20 protein-coding genes and 1 tRNA gene are annotated in these 19,312 nt (G+C 64.4%); 7 read left to right on the forward strand and 14 right to left on the reverse strand.

Annotated elements, in window-relative coordinates; genetic code table 11:
* Positions 1–3: 3 nt before the first annotated feature.
* Entirely contained in the window at positions 4–345 is a 342-nt protein-coding gene (locus GIW81_RS14695) for a cupin domain-containing protein (RefSeq protein WP_154740115.1), read from the forward strand.
* 2 nt (positions 346–347) lie between these two features.
* Here GIW81_RS14695 and GIW81_RS14700 read toward each other — a convergent pair whose 3' ends face one another.
* From GIW81_RS14700 to GIW81_RS14710, 3 genes are all read right to left on the reverse strand, one after another.
* Positions 348–1,424 carry a glycosyltransferase family 4 protein gene (locus GIW81_RS14700; protein WP_154740116.1) on the reverse strand — a complete coding sequence of 359 codons (1,077 nt, stop codon included), beginning with the start codon at positions 1,422–1,424 and terminating at the stop codon, positions 348–350.
* Positions 1,424–2,221, reverse strand: a complete 798-nt coding sequence (locus GIW81_RS14705; protein WP_154740117.1) for a UDP-2,3-diacylglucosamine diphosphatase — start codon at positions 2,219–2,221, stop codon at positions 1,424–1,426. Before GIW81_RS14705 ends, GIW81_RS14700 begins: the two co-directional genes overlap by 1 nt.
* Positions 2,222–2,368: 147 nt before the next feature.
* Positions 2,369–3,247 (reverse strand): transporter substrate-binding domain-containing protein, encoded by an 879-nt coding sequence (locus GIW81_RS14710; protein WP_154740118.1) that lies wholly within the window; start codon positions 3,245–3,247, stop codon positions 2,369–2,371.
* Between the two features lie 114 nt (positions 3,248–3,361).
* On the opposite strand from GIW81_RS14710, the gene GIW81_RS14715 reads away from it, so the two are divergent.
* Positions 3,362–4,873: a glycosyltransferase gene (locus GIW81_RS14715; RefSeq protein WP_154740119.1), complete on the forward strand. Its 1,512-nt coding sequence runs from the start codon at positions 3,362–3,364 to the stop codon at positions 4,871–4,873.
* 110 nt (positions 4,874–4,983) lie between these two features.
* Here the strand turns inward: GIW81_RS14715 and GIW81_RS14720 are convergent, their stop codons facing one another.
* The 8 genes from GIW81_RS14720 to mscL form a co-directional block, all read right to left on the reverse strand.
* Positions 4,984–5,805 (reverse strand): nucleotidyl transferase AbiEii/AbiGii toxin family protein, encoded by an 822-nt coding sequence (locus GIW81_RS14720; RefSeq protein ID WP_195930581.1) that lies wholly within the window; start codon positions 5,803–5,805, stop codon positions 4,984–4,986.
* Entirely contained in the window at positions 5,792–6,007 is a 216-nt protein-coding gene (locus GIW81_RS14725) for a hypothetical protein (RefSeq protein ID WP_154740121.1), read from the reverse strand. Before GIW81_RS14725 ends, GIW81_RS14720 begins: the two co-directional genes overlap by 14 nt.
* A 76-nt stretch (positions 6,008–6,083) precedes the next feature.
* Entirely contained in the window at positions 6,084–7,934 is a 1,851-nt protein-coding gene (gene ligD / locus GIW81_RS14730; RefSeq protein WP_154740122.1) for a DNA ligase D, read from the reverse strand.
* A 57-nt stretch (positions 7,935–7,991) separates the two neighbouring features.
* Positions 7,992–8,402 carry a response regulator gene (locus GIW81_RS14735; protein WP_154740123.1) on the reverse strand — a complete coding sequence of 137 codons (411 nt, stop codon included), beginning with the start codon at positions 8,400–8,402 and terminating at the stop codon, positions 7,992–7,994.
* 112 nt (positions 8,403–8,514) lie between these two features.
* Complete coding sequence (gene nspC / locus GIW81_RS14740) at positions 8,515–9,654, reverse strand: carboxynorspermidine decarboxylase (protein WP_154740124.1); 1,140 nt, start codon at positions 9,652–9,654, stop codon at positions 8,515–8,517.
* A gap of 83 nt (positions 9,655–9,737) precedes the next feature.
* Positions 9,738–10,952: a saccharopine dehydrogenase family protein gene (locus GIW81_RS14745; RefSeq protein ID WP_154740125.1), complete on the reverse strand. Its 1,215-nt coding sequence runs from the start codon at positions 10,950–10,952 to the stop codon at positions 9,738–9,740.
* 180 nt (positions 10,953–11,132) lie between these two features.
* Positions 11,133–11,207: transfer RNA gene (locus tag GIW81_RS14750), tRNA-Gly, on the reverse strand.
* 71 nt (positions 11,208–11,278) lie between these two features.
* Positions 11,279–11,656: a large conductance mechanosensitive channel protein MscL gene (gene mscL, locus GIW81_RS14755; protein WP_195930693.1), complete on the reverse strand. Its 378-nt coding sequence runs from the start codon at positions 11,654–11,656 to the stop codon at positions 11,279–11,281.
* Between the two features lie 132 nt (positions 11,657–11,788).
* Here mscL and GIW81_RS14760 point away from each other — a divergent pair, with 132 nt between their 5' ends.
* The 4 genes from GIW81_RS14760 to GIW81_RS14775 all read left to right on the forward strand — a co-directional run bounded on the left by GIW81_RS14760 (position 11,789) and on the right by GIW81_RS14775 (position 15,552).
* The gene (locus tag GIW81_RS14760; protein WP_229309320.1) at positions 11,789–12,124 is read left to right on the forward strand and encodes a DUF4212 domain-containing protein; all 336 of its coding nucleotides are present in this window, start codon (positions 11,789–11,791) and stop codon (positions 12,122–12,124) included.
* Between the two features lie 32 nt (positions 12,125–12,156).
* Positions 12,157–13,989 (forward strand): solute symporter family protein, encoded by a 1,833-nt coding sequence (locus GIW81_RS14765; protein ID WP_154740127.1) that lies wholly within the window; start codon positions 12,157–12,159, stop codon positions 13,987–13,989.
* Positions 13,990–14,012: 23 nt separating this feature from the next.
* Positions 14,013–14,990: a prolyl aminopeptidase gene (gene pip / locus GIW81_RS14770; RefSeq protein WP_154740128.1), complete on the forward strand. Its 978-nt coding sequence runs from the start codon at positions 14,013–14,015 to the stop codon at positions 14,988–14,990.
* A 100-nt stretch (positions 14,991–15,090) separates the two neighbouring features.
* Positions 15,091–15,552, forward strand: a complete 462-nt coding sequence (locus GIW81_RS14775) for a hypothetical protein (RefSeq protein ID WP_154740129.1) — start codon at positions 15,091–15,093, stop codon at positions 15,550–15,552.
* A 266-nt stretch (positions 15,553–15,818) separates the two neighbouring features.
* Here the strand turns inward: GIW81_RS14775 and GIW81_RS14780 are convergent, their stop codons facing one another.
* Together GIW81_RS14780 and GIW81_RS14785 are read right to left on the reverse strand one after the other, a co-directional pair.
* Positions 15,819–16,121 carry a hypothetical protein gene (locus GIW81_RS14780; RefSeq protein WP_154740130.1) on the reverse strand — a complete coding sequence of 101 codons (303 nt, stop codon included), beginning with the start codon at positions 16,119–16,121 and terminating at the stop codon, positions 15,819–15,821.
* A 314-nt stretch (positions 16,122–16,435) separates the two neighbouring features.
* Positions 16,436–17,893: a coniferyl aldehyde dehydrogenase gene (locus tag GIW81_RS14785; protein ID WP_154740131.1), complete on the reverse strand. Its 1,458-nt coding sequence runs from the start codon at positions 17,891–17,893 to the stop codon at positions 16,436–16,438.
* Between the two features lie 115 nt (positions 17,894–18,008).
* Between GIW81_RS14785 and GIW81_RS14790 the strand changes: the two genes are divergently transcribed.
* Positions 18,009–18,611: a TetR/AcrR family transcriptional regulator gene (locus GIW81_RS14790; protein ID WP_154740132.1), complete on the forward strand. Its 603-nt coding sequence runs from the start codon at positions 18,009–18,011 to the stop codon at positions 18,609–18,611.
* 58 nt (positions 18,612–18,669) lie between these two features.
* On the opposite strand, the gene GIW81_RS14795 is transcribed toward GIW81_RS14790, so the two are convergent.
* The gene (locus GIW81_RS14795) at positions 18,670–19,107 is read right to left on the reverse strand and encodes a secondary thiamine-phosphate synthase enzyme YjbQ (protein ID WP_229309325.1); all 438 of its coding nucleotides are present in this window, start codon (positions 19,105–19,107) and stop codon (positions 18,670–18,672) included.
* Between the last annotated feature and the right edge of the window lie 205 nt (positions 19,108–19,312).

The following is a 19,312-nucleotide window of genomic DNA, read 5'->3' on the forward strand; positions in this document are numbered from 1 at the left end:
GCGATGAAACGCAAGCAGCTCAGCTTCAAGCGCGGCTTTCATGTCGCCATCGACGAGAAGCACGCCCAGGCCGCCGAGATGACGATCGCACCCGGCGGCGAGGAGGGTGGACCCGACAACCGCCATCGCGGCGCGGATCAATGGCTGTTCGTCGTCTCGGGAAGCGGCGAGGCTCGCATCGAAGGCCGGAAGCTCGGGCTGGTGCCGGGCATGCTCGTCTTGATCGAGCGGGGCGAGAAGCACGAAATCTGCAATACCGGCGCCGAAGCCCTCAAGACGCTGAATTTCTACGTGCCGCCGGCGTACACCAAGGCTGGCAACGAGCGATCACCCGGAAAATCCTGATGTCAGATGCGCGCCTGCGGAGGACGCGCGGGCCTCGCCACCGGTAGCTTCCGAGCTGCCTGCGCGGTCCGCTGTGGGCCATTGAGGCAGGCGCCGGTGATGTTGGCGAGGAATAGCCGCGCCGCGTGCTCCCAGCTGTATTCCGCTGCCTTATCGGCGACGCGTGCACGATCGAGCGAGAGCGCTGCAAGCGCTGCCTGGCGCAGATCGTTGGAAAGAACGCCGGTGATGCCGTCCGTCACCACGTCTTGCGGTCCGCACACGGGCAGGGCCGCCACCGGCAGGCCGGAGGCCATGGCCTCCAGCAGCACCATGCCGAAGGTATCGGTGCGGCTGGGGAACACGAACACGTCAGCCGAGGCGTAGCATTCGGCAAGCTCCTCGCCAGTCTTCTTTCCAGTGAAGAGCACGTCGGGGTACTTCGCCTGAAGCGGTTGCAGATCGGGGCCGGCGCCAACGACCACCTTGCGCCCGGGCAATTCGAGATCAAGGAACGCGGCGATATTCTTCTCGGTCGCAATGCGTCCGACATAGAGGAACACGGGGCCCTCGCCGAAGAGGCGCACGGGCCGTGGACGAAACAACCCCGTATCGACACCGCGTGTCCAGGGAAGCACGCGCTCGAAGCCTTGGCTCTCCAGCTCGCGCGCCAGCGTCGGCGTCGCGACCATTAACCCGGCGCCGGCACTGTGGAAGCGGCGCAGCAGCGCCAGGGTCAAACCCGTCGGGATGAAGAAGCGTTCCCGCAGATACTCTGGAAAGCGCGTGTGGAAGCTCGTCGTAAAGCGGATCCCGCGCGTGTGGCAATAGCGCCGCGCCATCCAGCCGATCGGACCCTCTGTGGCGATGTGCACGGCATCGGGTTTCAGCATGCGAATCCGCTTCGCCACGCGGCTCAAGCCCGGAAGCGCCAGGCGGATTTCCGGATAGGTGGGGCAGGGGAGCGTGCGAAACTCGTGCGGGGCGAGCACGGTCATTTCGACACCGAGCGCAGCGAGTTCGATGGCAAGCCGCTCATATGTGCGCACGACGCCGTTCACCTGGGGGTGCCAAGCGTCCGACGCGACGAGGATGCGCATCACGCGACCTGCAGGGCTTCTGCAAGCTGCGACGCGGTTACCTTCTCGCGCGCCTTGACCACCTCGTGCCAGCGGATGAGCTCAAACGCCCCGTCGCTGTTCTCACCGATAGCCGTGCAGCTTTCCACCCAGTCGCCGGTGTTCAGATAGTGCACGCCGTCGATGTGGCGCGAGGCTGCGTGGTGGATGTGGCCGCAGATGACGCCGTCGACCTGATTGCGCCTGGCTTCGTCGGAGAGCGACTTCTCGAACTCGCCGATGAAGTTCACCGCCGTCTTCACGCGCAGCTTCAAGTGCGCGGACAGCGACCAATAGCCAAGCCCGAACCGGCGGCGGATGAAGTTCAGCGGATGGTTCATCCACAGCGCCAGCTCGTAGCCGCGGTCGCCGAGGAAAGCGAGCCACCGCGCATAGCGAACGACGACGTCGAACTCGTCTCCGTGAATGACGAGGTAGCGCTTGCCGTCGGCGGTGGTGTGCACCGTCTGGTGCTCGATCTCGATGCCGCCGAAGTGCTGGCCGCAGTACTGGCGCAGGCCCTCGTCGTGATTGCCCGGTATGAAGACGACGCGTGTGCCCTTGCGCGCCTTGCGCAGGAGCTTCTGCAGAACGTCATTGTGCGTCTGAGGCCAGATGGCGCCGCGGCGGATGCGCCAGAAATCGACGATGTCCCCGACCAGGTAGATGGTGTCGGCCTCGGTCTCCTTTAGGAAATCGAGAAGCATCTCGGCTTGCGCGGACCGCGTTCCGAGGTGGACGTCGGAGATAAACAGCGTGCGATAATGGACCATGCCCATCCCTTTGAGCAGTAAGGACTCCTCAGCGTTCGATGGGGCTCAAATGACGGGATTCAGTTGCAGTATTGTGACAAGCGCGGCTTCGCCCCCGGCATTCGTGGTTAACGGGTGGCGGCAGGGTGACGCCCGGCCCATGGAATATGGGATTCAATAGACCTTTACCGGGAAATAGCGCTCGACCAACTCGTCGAGCCGCCCATTGCCGCGCAGGCGCGCGAGGGCGCCGTTGATCAGGGTTTTGATCTGCGAATCCGTCTTGGGCACGGCGATGGCGATGCCGTCCCCGAAGTACTTGGGTTCCAGATAGGGGCCGCCCTTCAATTCGCAGCAGCGCTTCGATGCCGTGCCGTGCAGCCAGAAGATGAGGCCGATGCCGTCGTCGAAGATGTAGTCGACCTGCCCCTGAATGAGCGCGTCGCGGGCGATGTCCGAGTTCTCGTAGGCCTGGATGGCGCTGGAGCGGAAGAACGTGCGCAGGAACGCTTCGTGCGGCGAATTCTTGGCGACGCCAATGCGCTTGCTTTCGAGCGTCTCGGGCGTGATTTCAGCCGTCTCGTCGCCCCGGCGCGCGGCGAAGCGGCCGGGCGTCTGGAAGTAGCGGTCGGTGAAGTCGACCTCGGCGAGGGATTGCGGCGTTACGGCATGCGCGGCAATGACGGCGTCTGCCTCTCCGCGGCGCAGTGCCAGCAACAGCTCACCCCACGGGCGCACCTTGATGTCGCACGCGGTATTGAGCTCCATGCAGATGGCGCGCGCCAGGTCGACGTTGAGACCGACCAGCGTCCCGTCCTCGTCGTAGAAGTTGAAGGGTGGATAATCGCCTTCCGTCAGGAAGCGGACGACGACGCGCTTTGAAGGCTCGTCAGCGTCGGCCTCTGCGTCAGCCGGCGCCGGCACCCCTTCAGTCGGAGGCGGAGTGTCCTGAGCGAGGGAGGCCGCAGGCGTATAGGCGAGCGCGGCGAGAAGCGCCAAGAGGCTCAGCACCAGACGCGGCAGGAGGGTCGAAGGTGTTGGGCAGGCTTGCATATTTGGCGCCATGGTCGGTCGAATCCGCGAAGCGGGCAGGCTCAATCGCGCCCACTATGGTGAAACGCAACACTATGGCAAGATGATCGTCGGCCCACCGGGGGGAGGGCCAGCGTGTCTAGCGTATTTACCGTTGATCCGCGCGGCAATTGCGGCCGCAGCGATGAAAGCAGTGCATCCACTGAGACGCTCGCGGGTAGCGACCCGCGGCTCGACGAAGCCGTTTACGGCTTGCGCTCGCGCACGCCCGAACTTTCGGCGGCGACGGGTCTGTGGAGTTGGCAGCGACGCTCGCTCGCCGTGTTGCTCGCCACGCTGTGCATCGGCGCCGTCGTTGCACGCGAGACGACGTTGACCGCGTTGCTTGCCATCATGGCCGCCCCGTTTCTGTGCGTGGTGATGCTGCGCACCGTGGCGCTGTGGCAGTTGCGCAGGCGCTCGCTGGACGGAGCCACTCCGGTCGCCAGTGACCCTGAGCTGCCCCTCTACACGGTCTTGGTTCCGCTGGCCCGAGAGGAGGGAATTGTTCCGCAGCTGCTCGCGTCTCTGCGCGCGATCGACTACCCAGCCGAGCGTCTCGAGATAATGCTGGTCGTCGAGTGCGCGGATGCCCTCACGCAGCTCGCGCTGCAGCGCGCCTCGATCGATGCCCATATGCAGATCGTCGTCGTTCCCGAGGGGGACCCTCGCACCAAGCCGCGCGCCTGCCAGTACGCGCTGCAGTTTGCGCAAGGCGATTACGTGGTGGTCTACGACGCCGAGGACGTGCCGGAGCCCGACCAACTTCGCCTGGCAGTCGCGGCGCTCAAGGCCGGCGGCTCCCGCATGGGGTGCCTGCAGGCGCAACTCAATATCTACAACTCGGACGCAACCTGGTTCACGCGCCAGTTCACCGTCGAGTACACGGCCTTGTTCGACTGCATATTGCCGACGCTCGAGCGGCTGCAACTGCCGGTACCGCTCGGTGGAACCTCGAACCATTTTCCGCGTGCCGTCCTCGAAGCGGTCGGGGGATGGGACCCCTACAACGTCACCGAGGATGCCGATCTTGGCATCCGCCTGGCGCGCGAGGGTTGGCACGTCGGCGTGCTGCGGTCGACGACATGGGAAGAGGCGCCACCAAGTTTCCGTGTGTGGAAGGGACAGCGGACGCGCTGGCTGAAAGGCTGGATGCAGACCTACCTTGTGCACATGCGCGAGCCCGGGCGCCTGTGGAGCGAGCTCGGCACCCGGCGGTTCATCGGCTTCCAAGTGCTGATGGGGGGCATGATCCTCTCGTCGCTCGTGCATCCGTGGTTCTACGTCCTGCTTGCCGTTGATCTCTGGCAGGGCAGGCTGCTCGGTGTGCCCGATAGCGTCTTCGGTCAGTGGCTGTTGGGCATCGGTCTCTTCAATCTCATTGCCGGGTACGTGAGCGCGATCGCGCTCGGAACGGTTGCGGCGGCGCGTCGTGGGCGGCTGAGGCTAGCCGCCCACGCGCTGATGATGCCGGTCTATTGGCTGGGCATCTCGTTCGCCGCCTACCGGGCCCTGTGGCAGCTCGTGTTCGCGCCCTACTATTGGGAGAAGACCGAGCACGTCGGGCGCGCCGACGCTGAACAAACGGAGAGGCCCGTCACCTTGTGAGGGGCACGCGAAGCCGCGCAATAACGTATATTGCGCAGTCGTTTAGGGTCCATCATGTGCTGTGTGCCATATGGCGTCAGGAACTGCACCTTTCTGCCGATCGCCGCGTGCTATTCCTTATCGCCGACGTGGCGCCGGATCATCTCTGAATCAACCTCGGGCGAGCCGGGCCAGCGTCCACGTCGGGTTGCATGATGGCGGAAGTAGCGCTCAAGCGCCGTCAGATCTGGCTGCACCGGCTTCCCATTATCGAGAAAGAGGCAGCCGACTGCATCGCTGGGAATGTCCCCAACGAACCGTTCCGCATCTTCCAGCATCTTTTGAATTCTGACGCGAAGGCCGGCCGCATCGAGAGGCTGCGTCGTGGCGAGAGCCTGAAGCTCGGGAGCCGTGAGGCGCGAGTGCCAGCGTATTTCGCCGAGCATTCCCTCGGGGCTCGGTCCGGGGAACCTTCCGAGCGCAGCGGTGATAACTGCACCGAGGGGCAAGATCGTCTCGTGGATGGTCACAAGATCAACGATGTCACGGGGCTCGCGGCGGTCGGCGGCGGCGGCGGCCTTGTTTGTCGCCAAGTCGATCGGGTGGAGCACGAAGCCAAATTCGTTGTCCGGGACAGCGGGGAAGTAACGGAAGTCGCTATCGGCTACCCAATCGAGCTTGGTTGTCTCCTCGCCCCGTATAATCTGTGCACTCATCTTTGCGCTCGTACGGGGCTCGATCCACTGCACCTCTAAGCCGGCCTTGCTCAGGGCTGCAACGTCAGCCTCGGCCGTGCCCGCCAGCGATTGCTCCCTGTCATGAAATATATCGATGTCGTTGGACATGCGGGGACCCTCTCGGTTGAGGGCAGTTCCCCCGGCGACAAAGCTTTCGTCCGTGCGGTGAGCGGCCAGGAGCTTGAGAATATCGGATTGCAGCTTAGTGAGTGGCACGGGCGATTTGCTCGATCTGCTCGGCCAAGCGGCGGCCGCGCATCTTTCCGTAGGTTCTCAAAGCCCTGGTGATCGCCAAGGCGTCATCGCGGGTCGGGTTCTCGACCGGACGCATGTTCCAAAGGGCCTCGGACGAAAATGTCCTGAAGGCCTCAGCATAAAGCTCGGCGAGCGTTGGCCTCTTCTTATTGTCGCGGGTCATGCTGTTACTACTACCAAAAAGGGGTCAAAAAGCAACGAATCCGCGCGATTGGAGACCGGATGCGACCGTCACCTTGTCAGGCGAAGAAGCGCAGAGCATCGCGCGAGATGCATTGGCGCACTGAGGAATAGTCGCTCCAGGGATCGGTCTTGCGCTTGAGGCGCTGGAGCACGATCGGGATCGTGAACACATTGGCACCCTCGATGCGGGACAACTCGGACCAGCCCACCGGGGTGGCCACGCTCGCCTCCGCCTTGGCGCGAGGGGAATATGGCGCAACCGCTGTTGCACCGCGCTCGTTGCGCAGCCAGTCGATGAAGATACGGCCCTTGCGCTTGACTTTCGCCATCGTGGCGACGAAGCGCTCCGGCTCGGTGTCCGCCAGCTTCGTAGCCACGCCCCGCGCGAAGCTCTTCACCGTGTCCCAATCTTGTGAGGCGTCGAGCGGGACGACAACGTGAATGCCTTTGCCGCCGGTCACCAGCGGGAAACTGGTGAGGCCCGCCGTCTGCAAGAGATCACGCACGTCACGCGCGGCGTCGCGCACGGCGGCAAAGTCGACGGTAGGATCGGGATCGAGGTCGAAGATGAGCCGATCGGGCCGCTCCAGCTTCTTTGCGGTCGATCCCCACAAGTGGATCTCCACACCGCCGATCTGCGCAACCGAGACGAGACCCGCCGTGTCGTCGATCATCAAATACTGGGCGATCTCACCGTCGCCCTCCTTGACGTCAACCGACTTGAGCGCCTCCGGCATGCCCTTCTTGATGTGCTTCTGGAAGAAGCACTGCTTCGCTACGCCTTCCGGGCAGCGCACGAGACTGAGCGGCCGCCGGCGCACGTAGGGCAGCATGCGCTCGCTGGCGGCAAGGAGGTACTGGGCGAGGTCGAGCTTGGTCAGCGCCGCCTCGCTGAAGAGAACGCGCTCCGGGTTCGACAGCTTTACCCCGCCGACGTCGTCATTTTCACTCATGGTGATCACCTCTTGCGCCTGCACCTCGCGCGCCGGCTTGTCGCCGCGCAGCCCCAGGTAAGCCGGGTGGCGTAGGATTCCGTCCGTTGTCCGTTCGGTGAAGGCGATCTGGGCGACGAGACGCGGCTCGATCCAATGGGCGTCGCGGCTGATTTCGCGCGGTGCATCGACGAACGGGCTCGTCTTGCGGCGCAGCTTGGCGAAGCGGGCGCCAAGATCATCGAGCGTAGCAGTATCGAAGCCAGTGCCGACGCGCCCGCGGTAGTGCAGCTCGTCGCCGACGAACTCGCCCAGCAGCAGCGACGCGAACGGACGTCCTTTTTTGTCCGAGACGCGATAGCCGCCGATGACGAACTCCTCGTTACCGAGGCATTTGCTCTTCAGCCAGCTGTGGCTGCGGCGCGATACGTAGGGCTTGTCGGCTTGCTTGGAGACGATGCCTTCCAACCCCAGCCGGCAGGCCTGCGCCAAGACTTTATCGCCCTGCCCGGCAATCTCCTCGCTATATCGGATCGCTTCCGGCGCCCCCTTGAGAACCTTGCGTAGGACTTTCTTGCGCTGGCTCAGCGGCTCTTGCCGGAGGTCGTGGCCGTCGAACTCGAGGATGTCGAACACGTAGTAAATAAGCGGCGTTCTTCCTTCCTTGAGCGCATTCTGCAAGCGCTGAAAGCTGGAGCGGCCGTGTTCGTCGAGAACGACGATCTCGCCGTCGAGCAGCGCGCTGCCGATCTTTAGCTTGGTGAGCTCGGCGGCGATGCCGGCGAACTTGTCGGTCCAATCCTGGCCGGAGCGCGTATAGATGCGGCCGCGGCCGCCACCGATGGCGGCGATCGCACGGTAGCCGTCGTACTTGATCTCGTGCAGCCAGTCCTTGCCCGCCGGCGGCTCTGCGACGAGCGACGCGAGTTGCGGAGCGACAAATGCGGGAAGCGGATCGGTCGAGCGCGCGGACATGGGAATTCACGCTGCGGGACGGGCAGCCTAAGTCGCATGCGTCGGGTAAAGTTCCCTTTAAGGTAGCTCGTCGGACGTGGGCTCAGGCAGGCTGACCCTCGGGTCGGCGACCTCGCGCAGGAGCCGGAGCAGCGTCGACGCCTTGACGGGCTTCGTCAAGAAGCGGACGCCCCCTGGCAGGTGGACGACAGGCTCGATCACACCGGAGACGAGCACAACTCCGGTCCGCGGCGACTCTTCCCGGACGCGGCGCGCCAGCTCGAAACCATTGACGGCGCCCGGCATCGACACGTCGCTGACGACGGCGCAAACGCCGCCTCCGGCAAGGACCAACAGCGCCTCTTCGCCAGTCGACGCCTCGACCACGTCAAAGCCGGACTGCCCGAGCAGGTCGGAAACATAGTCGCGCACCAGCGGCTCGTCTTCGACCACCAGCACCGCTGCCGCACTCAAAGACTGCTTGCTCATACCCTGCACAACGATCGGCGGACGCACACGTTCCCATGTAAGACACCGAGACTTGCATACGAGAGGATAAGCCTGCGGCGAGGCGCCGCTGCAACACGATGGGGCCGTCAACCTAGCCGAGCGAGTGTCGATAATCCTCGTAGCCGAACGAGCGCACGACACGGAAGCTGCCGTCCTCCTCGAGCACCGCGAGATCGGGTCGCGGCGTGCCGTTGAAGGTCGTATTCTTCACGAAGCTGTACTGCATCATGTCGGTGAAGACGATGCGGCTTCCCAATTGCAGCGGCTCGGCGAAAGAGTACTCGCCGATGACGTCGCCGGTCATGCAGGTCTTGCCACCGAGGATGTAGTCGTGCGCGTTCACGCCCGACTCAGCGGCGCCGATCAGGGTGGGCCTGTAGGGCACCTCGAGCACGTCCGGCATGTGGCAGCTCGCCGACGTGTCGAGAATGGCGATGTTCTTCTCGTTCCAATGCAGGCCGATGACGCTGGCGACGAGATAGCCGGCGTTGACGACGATTCCGCCGCCCGGCTCGAGGATGACCTCGACTCCGAACTCGGCGCGGAACGCTTTGATGGCGGCGATCAGCTTGTCGACGTCATAACCCGGCTTGTTGATGAAGTGGCCGCCGCCGAAATTGACGGCCTCTACCTGGCGGATGTACGGCGCGAACTCGCGCGCCACATGCTCGATGAGCCCGACCGAACCGTCTGCCAGGCTCTCGCACAGCGTGTGCACGTGGAAGATGTCGATTTCGCCCCACGGCAGCTTGTCTATCTCCGCCCGCGTCGTCCCGAAGCGCGAGCAGGGCGCGCACGGGTCGTAGAGGGGGCCGCCGAGCGTCGCGTTCGAATAGCCAGGATTGATACGCGCGCCGATCTTGGCGCCGGCGGCCTTGGCGATGCCGCCGAGACGGGCGATCTGCTCGGGCGAATTGAAATAGATATGGTCGGCGATCGCGGTCAGGCGCTCGACCTCGCCATCGGCATAGGCCGGCGCGTAGACGTGCACCTCCTTGCCGAACTCCTCGCGGCCAAGACGCGCTTCGAATTCGCCGCTGGCTGTCGAGCCATCCAGCGCATCGCGCATCATCGGAAACGCTGCCGGCATCGCCCACGCCTTGGTCGCGAGCAGGACCTTGCAGCCTGCCTCGCGCCTGATGCGGGCGATGGTTTCCAGATTGCGCTTCAACGCCGCCGCGTCGAGGACGTAGGCAGGTGTGCGGATGTCGTCGGGGAATGTCGGCGCCATGGGCGGCGATCCTCAAACAGCGGAGCCGGGCGTGCCCGGCTCCATATTCAAGTCATTGCTGGCGTTCGGAGCGATGGAGAACGTTACGTCTTGACGGCAAACAGCTCGCTCTGCTCGCCGTCCTCCAGCTCGCGCGTGTGCCACGGCAGACCATGCTGGCCGATCTCGTCCATGAACGGCTTCGAAGGGAGCTGCTCGACGTTGTAGACACCGGCGCCTTTCCACGCGCCCTTGAACACCATCATCGCGCCGACCACGGGTGGAACGCCGGTCGTGTACGATACGGCCTGCGCGCCCGTCTCCTTGTAGGCCTGCGTGTGCTCGCAGACGTTATAGATGATGGCGCGCTTGTCTTTGCCGTCCTTCTTGCCGGTGAAGATGCACCCGATCGATGTGCGCCCCGTGTAGCCCTCGCCGAGTGACGACGGCGGCGGCAGCAGCTCCTTCAGGAACTCCATCGGAATGACGGGATTGCCTTTGTACATGACGGGATCGATGCGCGTCATGCCGACGTTCTGCAGCACCTCGAGATGCTTGATGTAGTTGTCGGAGAAGGTCATCCAGAAGCGAATCTGCTTCAGGCCCTTGATGTTCTCGACGAGGCTTTCCTCCTCCTCGTGATAAATCAAGTAGCTCTTGCGCGGGCCGACCTCCGGGTAGTCGATCATCGTCGCGATGGACAAGGGGTCGATGTCGATCCACTTGCCGTCCTTCCAGTACTTGCCGCGCTGCGTCACCTCGCGGAGATTGATCTCCGGATTGAAGTTGGTGGCGAAGGCTTTGCCGTGGCTGCCGTCGTTGCAGTCGATGATGTCGATCGTCTCAATGGTGTCGAACAGGAACTCCTGCGCGTAGGCGCAATAGATGTTGGACTGGCCGGGATCGAACCCGCAGCCGAGGATCGCCATGATCCCCTTGTCCTTGTAGCGGTCCTGATACTTCCACTGCCACGAGTACTCAAACTTCGCGACATCGCGCGGCTCGTAGTTGGCGGTATCCAAGTAGTGGACGCCCGTCTCCAGGCACGCGTCCATGATCGCCAGGTCCTGGTAAGGCAGCGCCATGTTGATCACGAGGTCGGGCTTGACCTTGTTGATCAGGGCGACCGTCTCGGCGACGTTGTCGGCATCGACCTGGCTGATCTCGATCGGCGTGACGCAGCGCTTGGCCACGGCCTCGCAGCTCGCAAGGCGACGGGACGCGAGATGGACGCGCTTGAATACGTCGCGGTTCATCGCGCACTTCTGCGCGGTGACGGATCCAGCGGCGCCGGCGCCGATGATGAGGACACCTTCCAATTCAGTCTCCTGCGGTCAGTGAAGTCGGGAGCGCGCCGTCGAGGGACGACGGGCGCCTGTCGAATTAGTGCAGTAGCCCCCGCAGTACAATACCTGTTGGGCCAACCTGTTTTGTGACAGGGCCGTCATAGGCGCAGCTCGCAGAATGATGCTCTTCTGACCGGTTGCTGTCAGGGCCTTTGGAGCGGGCGATCGGGATCGAACCGACGACATTCAGCTTGGGAAGCTGACGTTCTACCACTGAACTACGCCCGCACTCCGCGACGCATGTAGCACACGGCACACCCCGGCGAAAAGCCGAGGAGTGCCTGTGGAGCCGGGTGTCCTCAGGCTTTGCCTTTGACCAAAGCGTCGCGGATCTCCTTCAAATAAATCTCCGATTGGGTCGGGGCGGTGGCGGCGGCGGCGGCGGCGGGTTTGCGGACCATATTGATCGCCTTGATGAGGAAGAACAGGGCGATAGCCGTGATCGTGAACTGAATTATCGCGTTGATGAACAGCCCGTACCTGATCTCGACGCCCTCGACCGGGGTCGCGGTAAGGGTGGAAAAATCTATCCCCGCGGTCACGTAGCCGATGATCGGCATCATGATGTTGGCGACCAGCGTGGCGACGATCGGCGTGAAGGCGGCGCCGATGATCACGCCAATGGCAAGGTCGATGACGTTGCCCTTCATCGCGAAAGTCTTGAATTCTTCCCACATCTCTTTCATCGGCGGCTCCCCTCGGGCTTTGGCGGGTCTTGGGCCACGTTTCGGCCCGCAGGGGCAAGTCTAGGCCAAGAAAAGCCAGCGCTGAACCGGCCTTAAGGTTGAGGCCGCGGCTTACCGCCATATATGCGTCGCACTGTTGACGTGTACCTCAAGGTTGCGCCGGGGCTTTCCGGCGGCAGGGCGAGGGAGCTCAACGACATGATGGAGCGCAAGGAGCGCAAGCCGTATTGGCGGCACACCAAGTGGCAGATGCTGGCGAGCGTCGTGCCCTTCCTGGTGCTCATCATCGTGCTGCCGCTCTACGCCGAGAGCCTCAACACGGAGCGCTTCTTAGGCTTTCCCCTCGGCTACTTCCTGAGCGCGCACGGCATCGCGATCATCGCCATCTTCACGGTCGCCAGTTTCGTCAATCGCCAGGACGCCATCGATCACTGGCACGGGGCGCACGAGGACAACTGAGCGCGAGCCCCCCAGATAGCCCGTAGATAGCCATGTCCGTCACCTCGCGCACCCGCTTCGTCAATCCGCGGCTCGGCACCTATTTCGGCATCTTTGCCAGCTCGCTCGCCGGCCTCGTCATGCTGCTCCTCATCTTCGAGGAGCTGGGCACCGCGGACGCGCTCCTGCGCTGGGCGATGCTCCTCGGTCCGATGTTCCTCTATGCGGCCATCGGACTTTGCGTGCCGACCCAGGAGCCGCTGGAATTCTTCGCCGCCGGGCGCCGCGTGCCGGCGGGCTACACCGGCCTCGGCATCGGGGTCGCGGCGATGGGTGCCACCGGCATTGTTGCCGTCACCGGCGTGTTCTTCCTCATCGGCTTCGACGCCTTGTGCCTGATGATCGGCGGCCTCGGCGGCTTCGTCATCATGTCGGTGATGCTTGCCCCGTTCTTCCGCAAGTTCGGCGCCTTCACCGTGCCGAGCTACCTCGGACGCCGTTTCGAGAGCAAGACCGTGCGGCTGTTGTCGGCGGCCCTGCTCACCGTTCCGGCGCTGCTGATGCTGGCCGCCGAGCTGCGCATGGGTGCCTATGCGGCCGGTTGGCTATCGGGGCAGCCGGCGTCGCTGATGATTGTCCTGCTCGTCGCCGCGTTCATCGCGATGGTCGGCTTGGGCGGGATGCGCTCGCTCACCTGGTCCGGCAGCGCTGCTGCCATCGCTGCCGTGCTGGCGCTGCTCGTGCCGGTCACCATCGTCGCCGTCATGGTGACGAACTTCCCCCTGCCGCAGCTCACGAACGGACCGCTCCTGCGCGCCCTCATGCACAGCGAGGCGGCGCACGGCCTGCCGATCGCAGACGCATCCGCCCTGGCATTCGGACTGCCGGGCGAAGGCTTCGTCCACATTGCCAAGCGCTTTACCGCACCGTTCGGCGCCATCGGCCCGACGGCTTTCGTCGTGGCCACGCTGACCGTGATGGCCGGTGTCGCCTCCTCGCCCTGGCTGATACCGCGCGTGACGATGACGCCCGGCGTTTACGAGACCCGCAAGTCGCTCGGCTGGGCGACGGTGTACTTCAGTCTCATCATGCTGACGGCGGCCGCCGTCGCCGTTTACATGCGCGACTACCTCATGGACGTAGTGAATGGTGGCGCGCCTGCAGCGCTCCCCGAATGGATGCGGCGGCTCGTCGACCTCGGGTTTGCGACCGTCGATACGGCAGTGCCGCTGACCTATACCGGCTTCGCCATCGCCCGCGACTCGGTGCTGCTCAGCCTGCCGGTCGCCGCCGAGATGCCGAGCGTGTTCGTCTACTTTGCCGCCACCGGCATCGTCGCCGCCGCACTCGTCGGCGCCGGAGCGGTGGCCAGTGCGCTGGGCAATGTCATCGCCGAGGACGTGGTCAACGGCCTGTCCTGGGAGCCCCTGCCGCGTACCGGTCGCGTGCATATGGGGCGGCTGGCGATCGTCGGTGCCGCGGTGGTGGGTGGTCTCGTCGCGCTGGTCGCGCCGACCGACCCGTTGCGGCTGCTGTTGTGGTCGCTCGCCCTCAGCGGCTCGACCTTCTTCCCGGTCATCGTCCTGTCCATCTGGTGGAAGCGGATGAACGCGTTTGGCGCCATCGCCGGCATGAGCTGCGGATTTGGCGTCGCCGTGCTTACCATCCTTGCCGGCGCGGCAAATATTCTCGGCCTCGATGGCGCCTTGGCGGGTATCCTCGGCCTGCCCGCCGGTGTCGCCGGCGCGGTTCTCGCCAGCATCACCACCCCGGCGCCGGGTCGCAGCGTGCTGGAGTTGGTGCGCGAGATCCGCGTACCCGGTGGCGAAGTGATCTACGATCGCGAGATGCGCCTATTGCGGCTCAAGAACCGCGAGCGCACGTAAGTCGCTAAGCCAGGAAGAGCGCAATGACCATTCACGAGCGGCTCACCCTCTATCCGTCGCTCGAGCCGTATCGCAGTGGCACGCTCGACGTCGGCGACGGCCACAGCATGTACTTCGAGGAGTGCGGCAACCCCGAAGGCGAGCCGGCGCTGCTGGTGCACGGGGGGCCGGGCGGCGGCTCGAACCCGACCATGCGCCGCTTCCATGACCCCAATCACTACCGGATCATCCTCTTCGATCAACGCGGTTGCGGCCGCTCGACGCCGAACGCGTCGTTGGACGCCAACACGACCTGGCACCTGGTCGCCGACATGGAACGGCTGCGCGAGCACTTGCAGGTCGCGAGCTGGCAACTGTTCGGCGGTTCCTGGGGGTCGACGCTGGCGCTCGCCTACGCCGAGACGCATCCGCAGCGGGTCGAAAGCCTGATCCTGCGCGGCATATTCCTCGTTCGCCGCGCCGAGCTCGAGTGGTTCTACCAGGAGGGCTGCAGCTGGATCTATCCGGACGCGTTCGCCCCATATCAGGAGGTCATCCCGCCGGCCGAGCGCGGCGACATGATCGCCGCCTACTATCGGCGCCTCACCGACAATGACTCGAGGGTGCGTCTCGCCGCGGCCAAGGCGTGGAGCGTGTGGGAGGCTTCGACCTTGTCCCTGTTGCAGGACGTCGAGCGCATCCGCAACTTCGGCGCCGATGCCTACGCGCTCACGTTCGCCCGCATCGAATGCCACTACTTCATCAACGGCGGGTTCTTCGCTAGCGACGATCAGTTGCTGGCCGACGCGGGACGGCTGCAAGGCATTCCCGGCAGCATCGTGCATGGCCGGTACGATGTCGTGACACCGGTGAAGAATGCCTGGGATCTGCATCGCGTCTGGCCGACGGCGGATTTGCGGATTGTTGCCGACGCCGGGCACGCGATGAGCGAAGCCGGCATCGCCCACGAGCTCGTCTCGGCAACGCGCCGCCACCGGCGGGCTTCGCCAGGCACTCAATAAACATGCACAAAAAGTCAGAGTCGTTTGCTGGTGACGAAACATCACGACAGCGATACGGTCCAAAAGATCGTTCGTTCAGGCCAGTGGGGAGGTCGACAATATGAAAGTCCACACGCGAACCGGCTCTGGGGAGTTGATCTGGCAAGGTCGAATACAAATCGGAGACGAACCCGGCGTCTACGGCGACGCAAACTACAGTGGTCTCGCGGCTGAGTTCCCAATTACGTTGACGGCGTTCGGGTCCGGCACCCCAACGGTTGAGTTTGAACTTTCAGCGGAAGGCGCCAGCAATTTCGGACCGCCGTACAAGGGCCACAACGTTACACTGTTCGCGCTCACTGAATCCAATCCGGCCGTCTGGCAAAAGGCAATGATTGCACAGGGACAATTGACTTCCGATTCTTTCAAGTTAGCGGCGCCGTTGCCGGCAGGAGTGCGTTACGTCAGCCTCCGTGTCGAGGCCGATACGAGCGTGACACCCGGATTTTACGATGACTTCGTGCTTACTGGCCTTACATTGCACGCCGCTTCCCACTACGCTGATTTCGGCTTTCGCGCCTAGTCACACAATAGCCTGCCGGAGTGCTGACGCGTCGGCGGAGCAGCCTAGGCGAGGCTTCTGCGCGCGGTGCCGCATGGGCCAGGAGCGGTCAATGACCCGCTGTTCCGCAACGCTGCTCATCAACGCCACAGTGTGCCTCACGACCCTCCCCGCACACGCGCACACGGCCTGCCATCGCAGGTCGCAGACTTTATTCTCGCGCTTCTCGTACTCGCACTGATTGCCGATGAAGTGCAGTGCCACCGCACGCCGATCCGGCGTCGCGCTCACATGGGCAAGCAAAGCCAGGCGCCTAGGCAGGTGGCGGGTGAGCCGCCGCTGCACGCCGTCTGCGAGGCGCGACACGTCGTCGTCGTCGAGCCGTCTTTGCACGACGTGTGGACGGGGCCTTTGCCCACGCGGCCCTTGCCAGCGATGATGTTCTTGAGGCCGTTCGTGGCAAAGAGATGGGCGATGTCATGGGTCACGGCTTCGCCGACCGACTCGACCTTGATGCAGTCGGCCTGCGCCGTCGCCGAAAGTGTGCAGATCACCGCCATGGCGGCCAAGCCCAGTTTCAAAGAGCGCATTTGCCCCTCCGGAGAATGATTTAGCCCGTTCGCGGTATGAGCTAAGCACGAGGACTATGGCGCCGGCGTGCGGCAAACGGGTTTGTCACACAAGCAACGGGAAAGCGTGCCGCATTTGCCACGCACGCGGCGGAGGGGCGCCGACGCGGAACGCCGCGCTGAGGTCGTTGGGCTGCGTCACAAATCGCCACAACATTGAATGCCGTACGCGGGACGCTTCCAGCTCTCGTCAGCCTTGCCCTTGGCTGCGAACGCGCCATGTTCTTGCCAACAGGCGACCGGCCTGCGTGCCGCATGGCGCGCAGGCCGGAGACTTACCGCATCAGGTACCACGTCACGAAGCGCGTCATGAGGCCGAAGGGCGGACGCAGCGCACCCGTCATGTTCCAGCGGCTCTGCTCGAAGACACCCTTCGCGTGGCTCAGCGACTTGAAGCCTTCGACGCCGTGGTAGGCACCCATGCCGCTGGCGCCGACGCCGCCGAACGGCAGATCGTCCTGCGCGTAGTGCAGCAGCGTGTCGTTGATCGTCACGTTGCCGGACGTGGTGTGGTCCAACACCTTGCGGCGATCCTCGCCGTTGCCGCCGAAATAGTAGAGAGCCAGCGGCCTTTCCCCCGCATTGATGTGCGCGACGGCGTCGTCGATCTTCCGGTAGGGCACGATCGGCAGCACCGGTCCGAAGATCTCTTCCTTGAGGATTGCCATGTCGGCGGTCGCACCGAGCACCACGGTCGGCGCCAGCGTATGCGGGCGGCTTCGCGCAGCTTCCGGATTGGCGCCGACCTCGATCACACGCGCGCCCTTGGCACGCGCTTCGTCGACAAGCCCGCGCAGCCGGTCGTAGTGCCGCTGGTTGATGACCGAAGTGAAGTTGTCGCTCGCGGGGCCTTCGGGATAGAGCGCGCGCACCGCCGCGTCGTACGCCGCGACGAAGGCTTCGACGTCATCCTCGGGGACGAGCGCGTAGTCGGGCGCCACGCAGACCTGCCCGCCGTTGGCGAGCTTGCCGAAGGCGATGCTCGAGGCGGCGCGCTTGAGCGAGAAACCCTTCTCTACCACGACGGGCGATTTGCCGCCGAGCTCGAGCGTCACCGGAACGAGGTTGGCGCTGGCGGCCTTCATCACCGCCTTGCCGACTGGGGTCGAGCCGGTGAAGACGAGGTGATCGAAAGGCAGGCCTGAGAACGCCGCGCCGACATCCGCGCCCCCGGTCACGACGGCGACCTGGTCTTCGGGGAAAATTCCGGCCAGCATCCTCGACAGAAGATCCGTCGTCGCGGGCGTCATCTCGGACGGTTTGATCATGGCGCGGTTGCCGGCCGCGATCGCCGTGGCGAGCGGCATGAGCGAGAGGCCGATGGGGAAGTTCCAGGGCGACATGATGCCGACGACGCCGAGCGGCTGGTACACGACGCGCGAACCGCCAGGGAGGAAGTGCATTTCCACGTGACGCTTCTGCGGACGCATCCACGCCTTCAAGTTGCGACGCAGATAATTGATGCCCTGCACGAGAGCCATGCCCTCGAGGATCGCCGTCTCCTTGGCGGAGCGGCCTTCGAAGTCGGCGTGCAGCGTCTTGGCGAACTCGGGCAGGTGTGCCCGCACCGCCTTCTTGAGCTTGGCGAGGTCGGCCATGCGGGCGGCGAAGGTGGGCGCGCCATCGCGCAGGAACGCGGCGCGCTGGCGGGCGAGGATGTCGGCCAGGTCGCTCTGGACCGGAGCGAGTTCGGACCCGAGGACGAATTTGGCTGTGGGGACATGGGCATTCATGACTTGATCTCCTATGTTGACAGTGGAAACTTGTGAGGGCACATATAGGGCCCACGTGTTGACACTGTCAACATATGTTTTCACTGTCACCATTCACGAGATTGCGAGCCCGTAAATGCAGGAAGATTCCGCCCGCCCCTACCACCACGGCGACCTGAAACGCGTCGTCATCGAGACAGCGCAAGCGATGCTGCGCGAGGACAAGGGCTGGCAGTTCACGCTGCGCGAGGTGGCGCGCCGGGCCGGCGTCAGCCACGCCGCGCCCTACAAACACTTTCCCGACAAGAGCGCGCTGCTCGCCGAGTTGGCGACGCTTGGCTTCCATCAGCTCGGCGCAGCGCTCTCCGATGCGATCGCCCGTCCACTGCGCTCGGCGCGCGCTGAGTTCATCGCTGCGGCCAAGGCCTACATTAACTTCGGCACGGCCAATCCTTCCCTTTACCGGCTGATGTTCAGCGGCGACGTGGACAAGAAGGCCTTTGCCGATCTCGATGCTGCCGGCGCGGCCGCATTTGGCGGGCTGCTGGGCATCCTGGAGCGCGGCCAGCAGAGCGGCGCGTTCAAGCAGCACCCGGTGCGCGGCCAGGCCGCCGCCGCGTGGGCGCTCGTGCACGGCTTCACGCTGCTGGCCATCGACGGGCAGCTGCTGCCCGAAAAGGTTGGCGCCAAGCCGATCGACGCGGTGCTCGCATCCCTGCTCGAAGGCCTGGAGGTTTGATGGCGGTCTTGGCCTCCGCTCGATCAGAAGCGGCCACGGCGATGTTCGCGTTCACGACCTAGCCGCCGAGCGTGCCGAGAAAGTGGAGCACGACCTCGCGCCGGTGCGGCCGGTCGCGGTGCTCGACGACGTAGATCCCCTGCCAGGTGCCCAGGACCATTCTCCCGGCCTTGACCGGTATCGCGAGCGAGGTGGCCGTCAGGGCCGCCTTGATGTGGGCCGGCATATCATCGGGCCCCTCGACGTCGTGCACGTAGGCACGGCCGCGCGGCGCGAGCCGCTCCAATGCCTCGAGGAGATCCGTGTGGACGTCGGGATCGGCGTTTTCCTGGATCAGGAGGGACGCCGAGGTATGGCGGATGAATAGCGTGAGCAGCCCGTCCTGGGCGCCGACGCGGGCGAGCCACGAGGCGATTGCAGCCGTTTGATCCGCGAGGCCGGGGCCGCGCGTCTCGACGCTCAAGGTCTCGAACGCCTGGCCGAGAGGCTTGGTCATCCGCTCCATGCCTCCGGCGCCAGGGCGGCGATCACCCCCCGAAACCGACTAAATGCGCCCGCCAGTACGATTTTCACCCGCTGCTTAACCTCACGTTTACCGCGACTCGCAAAGCCTGTGGATGAGCGGAATCTCGTTTTGCGCGTCCCGATTCGCCAATTGCAGCCGGAAGATCGGCCCACCAGGGCTCCAGCGACCAGCGCCA

This window comes from Hyphomicrobium album, from assembly GCF_009708035.1.
GTDB classification, from domain to species: domain Bacteria; phylum Pseudomonadota; class Alphaproteobacteria; order Rhizobiales; family Hyphomicrobiaceae; genus Hyphomicrobium_A; species Hyphomicrobium_A album.

Excerpts from the sequence above, each read along its gene's own strand:
- GIW81_RS14725 (WP_154740121.1), bottom strand. The coding sequence starts at position 6,007 with ATGACCCGCGACAATAAGAAGAGGCCAACGCTCGCCGAGCTTTATGCT.
- GIW81_RS14775 (WP_154740129.1), top strand. The coding sequence starts at position 15,091 with ATGAAAGTCCACACGCGAACCGGCTCTGGGGAGTTGATCTGGCAAGGT.
- GIW81_RS14785 (WP_154740131.1), bottom strand. The coding sequence starts at position 17,893 with ATGAATGCCCATGTCCCCACAGCCAAATTCGTCCTCGGGTCCGAACTC.
- GIW81_RS14795 (WP_229309325.1), bottom strand. The coding sequence starts at position 19,107 with ATGACCAAGCCTCTCGGCCAGGCGTTCGAGACCTTGAGCGTCGAGACG.
- GIW81_RS14735 (WP_154740123.1), bottom strand. The coding sequence starts at position 8,402 with ATGAGCAAGCAGTCTTTGAGTGCGGCAGCGGTGCTGGTGGTCGAAGAC.
- GIW81_RS14765 (WP_154740127.1), top strand. The coding sequence starts at position 12,157 with ATGTCCGTCACCTCGCGCACCCGCTTCGTCAATCCGCGGCTCGGCACC.
- nspC (WP_154740124.1), bottom strand. The coding sequence starts at position 9,654 with ATGGCGCCGACATTCCCCGACGACATCCGCACACCTGCCTACGTCCTC.
- GIW81_RS14710 (WP_154740118.1), bottom strand. The coding sequence starts at position 3,247 with ATGCAAGCCTGCCCAACACCTTCGACCCTCCTGCCGCGTCTGGTGCTG.
- GIW81_RS14705 (WP_154740117.1), bottom strand. The coding sequence starts at position 2,221 with ATGGGCATGGTCCATTATCGCACGCTGTTTATCTCCGACGTCCACCTC.
- ligD (WP_154740122.1), bottom strand. The coding sequence starts at position 7,934 with ATGTCCGCGCGCTCGACCGATCCGCTTCCCGCATTTGTCGCTCCGCAA.
- GIW81_RS14780 (WP_154740130.1), bottom strand. The coding sequence starts at position 16,121 with ATGCGCTCTTTGAAACTGGGCTTGGCCGCCATGGCGGTGATCTGCACA.
- GIW81_RS14695 (WP_154740115.1), top strand. The coding sequence starts at position 4 with ATGAAACGCAAGCAGCTCAGCTTCAAGCGCGGCTTTCATGTCGCCATC.
- GIW81_RS14760 (WP_229309320.1), top strand. The coding sequence starts at position 11,789 with ATGCGTCGCACTGTTGACGTGTACCTCAAGGTTGCGCCGGGGCTTTCC.
- GIW81_RS14790 (WP_154740132.1), top strand. The coding sequence starts at position 18,009 with ATGCAGGAAGATTCCGCCCGCCCCTACCACCACGGCGACCTGAAACGC.
- pip (WP_154740128.1), top strand. The coding sequence starts at position 14,013 with ATGACCATTCACGAGCGGCTCACCCTCTATCCGTCGCTCGAGCCGTAT.
- mscL (WP_195930693.1), bottom strand. The coding sequence starts at position 11,656 with ATGTGGGAAGAATTCAAGACTTTCGCGATGAAGGGCAACGTCATCGAC.
- GIW81_RS14700 (WP_154740116.1), bottom strand. The coding sequence starts at position 1,424 with ATGCGCATCCTCGTCGCGTCGGACGCTTGGCACCCCCAGGTGAACGGC.